General features: G+C 59.2%; 6 protein-coding genes. 3 read left to right on the plus strand and 3 right to left on the minus strand.

Annotated features, from left to right (window positions below):
• The first annotated feature begins 112 nt into the window (after window positions 1-112).
• On the plus strand, window positions 113-1,945 hold the full coding sequence (locus tag BI292_RS15450) for a sigma-54-dependent Fis family transcriptional regulator (protein ID WP_101208367.1): 1,833 nt from the start codon (window positions 113-115) through the stop codon (window positions 1,943-1,945).
• 213 nt (window positions 1,946-2,158) lie between these two features.
• Here BI292_RS15450 and cysS read toward each other — a convergent pair whose 3' ends face one another.
• Both cysS and BI292_RS15460 read right to left on the minus strand, forming a co-directional pair.
• Window positions 2,159-3,541: a cysteine--tRNA ligase gene (cysS, locus tag BI292_RS15455; RefSeq protein WP_101208368.1), complete on the minus strand. Its 1,383-nt coding sequence runs from the start codon at window positions 3,539-3,541 to the stop codon at window positions 2,159-2,161.
• 18 nt (window positions 3,542-3,559) lie between these two features.
• Window positions 3,560-5,260, minus strand: coding sequence for a glutamine--tRNA ligase/YqeY domain fusion protein (locus tag BI292_RS15460; protein ID WP_101208369.1), 1,701 nt, complete (start codon window positions 5,258-5,260; stop codon window positions 3,560-3,562).
• 265 nt (window positions 5,261-5,525) lie between these two features.
• On the opposite strand from BI292_RS15460, the gene BI292_RS15465 reads away from it, so the two are divergent.
• Both BI292_RS15465 and lpxH read left to right on the plus strand, forming a co-directional pair.
• Window positions 5,526-6,032, plus strand: a complete 507-nt coding sequence (locus BI292_RS15465) for a peptidylprolyl isomerase (protein ID WP_092270138.1) — start codon at window positions 5,526-5,528, stop codon at window positions 6,030-6,032.
• Window positions 6,029-6,781, plus strand: a complete 753-nt coding sequence (gene lpxH, locus BI292_RS15470; protein ID WP_101208370.1) for a UDP-2,3-diacylglucosamine diphosphatase — start codon at window positions 6,029-6,031, stop codon at window positions 6,779-6,781. The genes BI292_RS15465 and lpxH overlap by 4 nt, the downstream gene beginning before the upstream one ends.
• Window positions 6,782-7,354: 573 nt before the next feature.
• Here lpxH and BI292_RS15475 read toward each other — a convergent pair.
• A partial coding sequence (locus BI292_RS15475) for a DHA2 family efflux MFS transporter permease subunit (RefSeq protein ID WP_101208371.1) occupies window positions 7,355-8,726 on the minus strand: 1,372 nt, incomplete at its 5' end.

The raw sequence follows: 8,726 nt of genomic DNA on the forward strand, positions 1-8,726 counted from the left end.
TTATCGAAATCGCCATCGCGGGCAAGCCTTGCTCCCACCGGGTAATGTGGCGCCTCGAACGTTGTGTAACACCCATAAAAACAATAAAAGCTTTGCTCAGAGATCGACTGCCATGGCCGTACCCGCCTCGCCGCTCTCCCACGACGCCATCATTCAGGACTCCTGGTCGCGCTGTCGTGCGTTCGGCCTCGACCATCACAGCGTGCCGACCTTCGATCAGCTACCCGCCGCCGGCATCGCGCAATTGCTCGAGAGCCAGCATTCGCTGGTGCAGACCACGCATCAGGAAGTGCTGCCGTATTACGAAAATATCCTCAGCAACTCCAATTGCCTGATCATGCTCGCCGACAATCAGGGCCAGGTGCTCACCTCTTGGGGCACCCAGCGCTTTATCGAGCCAAGCCTGACCCGCGGTTTCAGCGCCGGCGCCAGTTGGATCGAGCGTTGCAGCGGCACCAATGCGATCGGCACCGCCCTCGCCTGCGAGCAAGCCGTGCACATTGAGCACGACGAACATTTTCTGAAAGCCAACCGTTTCATGACCGGCTCCGCCGCGCCGATTTTCGATGCCGAGCGCAAAGTCATCGCGGTGCTCGACGTGTCCAGCGACAGCTATCTGCCGCCGTCGCACACGTTGGGCATGGTCAAAATGATGAGCCAGACCGTGGAGAATCGGCTGATTCTGAATCTGTTCCATGGCCAGCACTTTCAACTGACCTTCAACACCGGGCTAAACAACCTCGACAGCCAATGGGCCGGTTTGCTGATCTTTGACGAGACCGGGCAAGTGCTCTCGGCTAATCGCCGGGCCGATAATTTGCTGGGCATCAGCCTGTCGCGGGTCAGCATCGAGAGCTTGTTCAAGGTGTCATTACTGGAATTGCTCAACCAACCGGAGGGCTTGCCATTTGCGTTGCAAGCGTCCGGGCGCAACCGTTTTCAGTGTTTGTTGAAACGGCCGAAACAGGTGCCGATTCAAGCGAGAGTGTTCGCTGAACCGACGGTTTCGCCCCCCGCCGCGATCAGCCTGACCACCCTGCACTTCGGCGATAGCCGCGTCGAAAAAGCCGTGCGCCAGGCCGAGCGTTTGCTGGAGAAAGACATTCCGCTACTGATCCACGGCGAGACCGGGGTCGGCAAGGAAGTGTTTGTCAAAGCGTTGCACCACGCCAGCTCGCGCAGCAAACAACCGTTCATTGCCGTCAACTGTGCAGCGATCCCCGCCGAACTGGTGGAATCCGAGTTGTTTGGCTACGAGAAAGGCGCGTTCACCGGTGCCAATCAAAAGGGCAGCATCGGCCTGATCCGCAAGGCTGACAAAGGCACGCTGTTCCTCGATGAAATCGGCGACATGCCGCTGCCGACGCAGGCCCGATTGCTGAGGGTGTTGCAGGAGCGTTGCGTGCAACCGGTGGGCAGCAGCGAGTTGTTTGCGGTGGATATCCGGATTATTTCGGCGACCAACCGCTCGTTGCGCGAACAAGTGCAGTTGGGGCGTTTCCGCGAGGATTTGTATTACCGGATTGGCGGTTTGACCCTCGAGCTGCCGCCATTACGCGAACGCAGTGATAAAGAAGCCTTGTTCAAACGCCTGTGGGAACAGCACCGCGAACCGGCGCAATGGGCCGGGTTGAGCCGCGAGGTCATGGCGTTGTTCAACCGTCATCCGTGGCCGGGGAATTTGCGTCAGGTCAGCAGCGTGATGCAGGTTGCACTGGCCATGGCTGAGGAGCAACCGGTGAAACCCGAGCATTTGCCGGATGATTTTTTTGTCGACCTGGAGATGGAACCGGTAGAGACGCCGGAACCGTTGGCGGTGGATTTGAATGATGCCGAGGATTTGAATCGGCTGTTGCAGGCGGCTGGGGGCAATATTTCGCATCTGGCCCGCAGGCTCGGGGTGAGCCGCAACACCCTGTACAAGCGGTTGCGCCAAACGGAGTGACCAGTAAGCACTATTAGCGGTGTTTGGCTCCAGACCATTCGCGGGCAAGCCTCGCTCCTACAGGGCCGAGTCGTACGCCATATCGCCAACGACACAACATTGTAGGAGCGAGGCTCGCCCGCGAAGGCGTCAGCCCTGTCACCACCGGACTTGGAACCTGTACATAAACAAAAACCCGCACAAGGCGGGTTTTGTTCGTAGCGAGCGCAGCAATCAGTCAGCCAAGCGCCAGGTCGTGCCGCCCTTGCCGTCTTCCAGCACCACGCCCATGGCGGTGAGCTGGTCGCGGATGCGGTCGGATTCGGCCCAGTCCTTGTTACTGCGAGCCGCCAGACGCGCAGCAATCAGCGCGTCAACTTCAGCTGCATCGACCCGCCCTTCAGCGCCAGCCTGCAAGAAGTCATCGGCTTCAAGCTGCAACACGCCGAGCACGCTGGCCAGTTCCTTCAAACGCGCCGCCAGACCGGCCGCCGCGTTCAGATCGCTCTCGCGCAGACGGTTGATCTCGCGGACCATCTCGAACAGCACCGCGCAGGCTTCCGGCGTACCGAAGTCGTCGTTCATCACCTGAGTGAAGCGCTCGACAAACGCTTCGCCGCCCGCCGGAGCGACACTCGGCAGACCTTTCAACGCATGGTAGAAACGCTCGAGTGCGCCTTTGGCGTCCTTGAGGTTGTCTTCCGAATAGTTGATCGCGCTGCGGTAATGGCTCGACACCAGCAAGTAACGCACGACTTCCGGGTGATACTTTTCCAGCACGTCGCGAATGGTGAAGAAGTTGTTCAACGACTTCGACATCTTCTCGCCGTTGATCCGAATCATCCCGCAATGCATCCACGCGTTGGCGTAGGTCTTGCCGGTGGCCGCTTCGCTTTGGGCGATTTCGTTTTCGTGGTGCGGGAACTCAAGGTCGCTGCCGCCGCCATGAATATCGAAAGTCTCGCCGAGGCAGCAGGTCGACATCACCGAGCATTCGATGTGCCAGCCCGGACGCCCGTCGCCCCACGGCGAAGGCCAGCTCGGCTCGCCCGGTTTGGTGGCTTTCCACAATACAAAGTCCAGCGGGTCCTGCTTCGACTCGTCGACCTCGATCCGCGCGCCGATGCGCAGGTCTTCGATCTTCTTGCGCGACAGCTTGCCGTAGCCCATGAACTTGGCGACGCGGTAATACACGTCGCCATTGTTCGCGGCATAGGCGTAACCCTTGTCGATCAAGGTCTGGATCATGCTGAGCATGCCCGGAATATGATCGGTGGCACGCGGCTCCATGTCCGGCTTCTTGATGTTCAGGCGCGCTTCGTCTTCGTGCATCGCAGTGATCATGCGCTCGGTCAGCACGTCGAACGGTTCGCCGTTCTCCTTGGCCCGATTGATGATTTTGTCTTCGATGTCGGTGATGTTGCGCACATACGTCAGGTTGTAACCGCTGAAGCGCAACCAGCGAGTCACCAGGTCGAACGCAACCATGCTGCGGCCGTGGCCAATGTGGCAGTAGTCGTAAACGGTCATCCCGCAGACGTACATGCGCACATTGTTGCCATCCAGCGGTTTGAAAACTTCTTTGCTCTTGGTGAGCGTGTTGTAGATCGTCAGCACTTTAGTGGTTTCCTTGAATCACTGGCCCCACGAATCACGCAAGGTCACGGTACGGTTGAAGACCGGAGCGCCCGGTTTCGAGTCCTTGATATCCGCGCAGAAGTAACCTTCGCGCTCGAACTGGAAACGGTCTTCCGGCTGTGCATTGGCCAACGAAGGCTCGGCACGACAACCAGTGAGAACTTGCAGTGATTGAGGGTTGATGTTGTCGAGGAAACTGGCGCTGTCCTCAGCCTTTTCAGGGTTCGGCGAGCGGAACAGGCGATCGTACAGACGCACTTCACACTCAATGCTGGCCGCTGCTGGGACCCAGTGCACAACGCCTTTGACCTTGCGGCCCTCAGGGTTTTTGCCAAGTGTTTCCGGATCGTAGGAGCAACGCAGCTCGACGATGTTGCCGTCGGCGTCCTTGATCGCTTCTTCGGCACGGATCACGTAGCTGCCGCGCAGACGCACTTCGCCATTCGGCTCCAGGCGCTTGTAGCCTTTTGGCGGCTCTTCCATGAAGTCATCGTGGTCGATGTAGATTTCACGGGCGAACGGCAGCTGGCGCACGCCGAGTTCTTCTTTCTGCGGATGACGCGGCAGTTCAAGGTTCTCGACCTGGTCTTCCGGGTAGTTGGTGATCACGACTTTCAGCGGACGCAGCACACACATGGCGCGCGGAGCGTTCTGGTCCAGATCCTGACGGATGCTGAATTCGAGCATGCCGAAATCAACCACGCCGTCGGAACGGTTGGTGCCGACCATGTCGCAGAAATTGCGAATCGACGCAGGCGTGTAGCCACGACGGCGGAAACCCGACAGCGTCGACATGCGCGGATCGTCCCAACCGAACACGTGCTTTTCATCGACCAGTTGCTTGAGCTTGCGCTTGCTGGTGATCGTGTAGTTCAGGTTGAGGCGGCTGAATTCGTACTGGCGCGGATGCGCCGGCACTGGCAACGCGTCGAGGAACCATTCGTACAGCGGACGATGGCTTTCGAATTCCAGGGTGCAGATCGAGTGCGTGATGCCTTCGATGGCGTCCGACTGACCGTGGGTGAAGTCATAGTTCGGGTAGATGCACCACTTGTCACCGGTCTGGTGGTGATGGGCGTGGCGGATGCGGTACATGATCGGGTCGCGCAGGTTCATGTTCGGCGAGGCCATGTCGATCTTGGCCCGCAGCACGCGTGCGCCGTCCTGGAATTCGCCGGCCTTCATGCGGGCGAACCAGTCGAGGTTTTCTTCCACGGAGCGGTCGCGGAACGGGCTGTTCTTGCCCGGCTCGGTCAGCGTGCCGCGGTATTCCTTGGCTTGCTCCGGGCTCAGGTCATCAACGTAAGCCTTGCCGGCCTTGATCAGCTCGACGGCCCAGTCGTGCAACTGGTCGAAATACTGCGAGGCGTAGCGCACTTCACCGGACCATTCGAAGCCCAGCCATTTGATGTCGCTTTCGATCGCGTCGATGTATTCCTGGTCTTCCTTGGCCGGGTTGGTGTCGTCGAAACGCAGGTGCGTGACGCCGCCAAATTCCTGGGCCAGACCGAAGTTCACGCAAATCGACTTGGCGTGACCGATGTGCAGGTAGCCGTTGGGCTCAGGCGGGAAACGGGTGACGATCTGCGTGTGCTTACCCGAGTCCAGGTCCGCCTGGATGATCGGGCGCAGGAAATTGACCGGCACGGCAGGGCCAGTCTTGGAATTCGAGGTAGGGTCGACAGTGGGCTTGCTCATAGGATCCTTGAACGTACGAGTGCGCGGCCGGAACTAAAGGCCTGACAAAACAAAGCCGCTATCATAGCCGATGCTGTCAAGCCGCTGACAGAGCAGGCCTTAAATCAGCTGCGTTTAATCGACCTGTTTTGAAAAACTGCCTCGAAATTAACGCCTGTCGCGCTAAACTGCGCACCTTGGTCGAAACTGACCAGAGCGGTTGCCGGCGAACGCGCGGCAAACCACGAATTCCTTTCAAACGCTTCTTTTATAAAGAGTCCCGATCATGACCCAAGTCAAACTGACCACCAACCATGGCGACATCGTCCTGGAACTGAACGCTGAAAAGGCTCCGCTGACCGTTGCCAACTTCATCGAATACGTCAAAGCCGGGCACTACGAAAACACCGTTTTCCACCGCGTCATCGGTAACTTCATGATCCAGGGCGGCGGTTTCGAGCCAGGCATGAAAGAAAAGAAAGACAAGCGCCCAAGCATCCAGAACGAAGCTGACAACGGTCTGCCGAACGAGAAGTACACCGTCGCCATGGCCCGTACCATGGAGCCGCATTCGGCCTCCGCGCAGTTCTTCATCAACGTTGCTGACAACAGCTTCCTCAACCACAGCGCCAAGACCACTCAGGGCTGGGGCTACGCGGTATTCGCCAAAGTGGTTTCCGGTACTGAAGTTGTCGACAAGATCAAAGGTGTTTCCACCACCATGAAATCCGGCCACCAGGACGTGCCAGCAGAAGACGTGATCATCGAGAAAGCCGAGATCATCGAAGCGTGATACTGCTGATTTCAGATTTACATCTGGAAGAGGAGCGCCCGGACATAACCCGGGCGTTTCTGGATTTGCTCGCCGGACGCGCCCGCTCGGCGAGTGCGTTGTACATTCTCGGCGACTTTTTCGAGGCATGGATTGGCGACGACGCCATGACGCCTTTCCAGCGCTCCATCTGCCAGGCCCTGCGCGATCTCAGCGAAAGCGGCACGGCAATTTTTCTGATGCACGGTAATCGCGACTTCCTGCTCGGCAAGGCCTTCTGCAAACAGGCCGGCTGCACGTTGTTGAGAGACCCGAGCGTCGTGCAACTCGCAGGCGAGCCGGTGCTATTGATGCACGGCGACAGCCTGTGCACCCGCGATGTCGGCTATATGAAGCTGCGTCGTTATCTGCGCAATCCGATCACCCTGTTTATCCTGCGGCACCTGCCCCTGAGCACCCGGCACAAACTGGCGCGCAAACTGCGCAGCGAAAGCCGTGCGCAGACGCGGATGAAGGCCAACGACATTGTCGATGTCACGCCCGAGGAAGTGCCGCGGATCATGCAGGAATTCGGCGTGAAAACGCTGATCCACGGCCACACCCACCGCCCGGCGATCCATAAGTTGCAGATCGGCGAACAAGCGGCCAGGCGCATTGTGCTGGGGGATTGGGATCGCCAGGGCTGGGCGCTGCAGGTGGATGAGAACGGCTTTGCCTTGGCACCGTTCGACTTCGGAACACCGCCGCAGCTTGCATTGCCTAACGGCTAAGAGCCACCCCTCACCCCAGCCCTCTCCCCAGGGGAGAGACGGGGAAAGGGAGCCGATCTCCATCGTTTTCCAGACCTGAGTTCGGCTCGAACTTTTAGGTCGGGACACCGCCGCAGCTTGCATTGCCTGACGGCTAAGAGCCACCCCTCACCCCAGCCCTCTCCCCAAAGGGGAGAGGGGGAAAGGGAGCCGATCTCCAGCGTTTTCCAGACCTGAGTTCGGCTCGAACTTTCAGGTCGGGACATCGCCGCAGCTTGCATTGCCTAACGGCTAAGAGCCACCCCTCACCCCAGCCCTCTCCCCAAAGGGGAGAGGGGGAAAGGGAGCCGATCTCCATCGTTTTCCAGACCTGAGTTCGACTCGAACTTTCAGGTCGATGTAGCTCAAAAGAACGCCTCGGTCGGTCCCCTCGCCCTCTGGGGAGAGGGGGAAAGGGAGCCGAGCTTCATCGTTTTCCAGATCTGAATTCGGCTCGAACTTTCAGGTCGATGTAGCTCAAAAGAACGCCTCGATCAGTCCCCTCGCCCCTCTGGGGAGAGGGTTAGGGAGAGGGGTCGATCTCAAGCCCTGCATTCAATGCCCAGACGCCGCTGGCCCGGCCTTCGCGGCAAACGGTGGTTTCGCCAGCCATACAATCAGGATCAAACCGACAAACCCCCAGCCCAGCAGCGTGAAGTAATCCACGGTGGAGAGCATGTACGCCTGGCTTGTCAGCACCTGATCGAGTTGCGCATAGGCCGGCGTACTCGCCCCGCCCAGCGCGTGCAAGGCATCGCGCGTGGCCGGTTCATAGGTGGTGATGCTTTCACTCAGATACGCGTGATGCTGATCGGCCCGGCGAATCCAGATCCACGTCGTCAGCGACGCCGCGAAACTGCCGCCCAAGGTCCGCAGGAACGTCGCCAGGCCCGCGCCATCGGCGATCTGGCTTGGCGGCAAGTCCGACATCAAGATGCTCAGCGTCGGCATAAAGAACAGCGCCACGCCAATCCCCATGAACAACTGCACCAACGCGATGTGCTGGAAGTCCACTTCATTGGTGAACCCGGCGCGCATGAAGCAGCTCAGGCCGATACACAGGAACGCGCCACCGGCGAGCAAACGCAGATCAAACTTGTGCGCGTATTTGCCGACGAAGGGCGACATCAACACCGGCAGAATCCCGATTGGCGCCACCGCCAGACCGGCCCAGGTCGCGGTATAGCCCATCTGCGTCTGCAGCCATTGCGGCAGAATCAGGTTGATACCAAAGAACCCGGCATAACCCAGCACCAGCACGATGGTGCCGATGCGGAAGTTGCGATAGGCGAACAACCGCAAATTAACCACCGGATGCGCGTCGGTCATCTCCCAGATCACAAACACCGCCAGCGCCACCACGGAAATCGCCGCGCCGATGATGATGAAATTCGACTCGAACCAATCGAGGTCATTGCCCTTGTCGAGGATCACCTGCAACGCCCCGACGCCGATGATCAGCGTGATCAAACCGACGTAATCCATCGGCTGGCGACTGGTAACCACCGGGCGCTCCTTGAGCTGCTGGCGCACCACCATCACCGCAAAAATCCCGATCGGCACGTTGATAAAGAAAATCCATGGCCAACTGTAGCTGTCGGTAATCCAGCCGCCGAGGATCGGCCCGGCAATTGGCGCGACCACCGTGACCATCGCCAGCAGCGCCAGGGCCATCCCCCGTTTGGCTGGCGGATACACCGCGATCAGCAGCGTCTGGGTCATCGGGTACAACGGCCCCGCCACCAGACCTTGCAACACACGGAAACCGATCAATTCCGGCATCGAGGTCGAGATGCCGCAGAGAAATGAAGCCAGCACGAACAGAATCGTTGCCCAGAGAAACAGCTTCACTTCGCCGAAACGCCGGCTCAGCCACCCGGTCAGCGGCAGCGCAATCGCGTTACTGACGGCGAACGAAGTGATCACC

The sequence above is a fragment of the Pseudomonas sp. 43NM1 genome (assembly GCF_002836905.1).
GTDB lineage: Bacteria > Pseudomonadota > Gammaproteobacteria > Pseudomonadales > Pseudomonadaceae > Aquipseudomonas > Aquipseudomonas prosekii.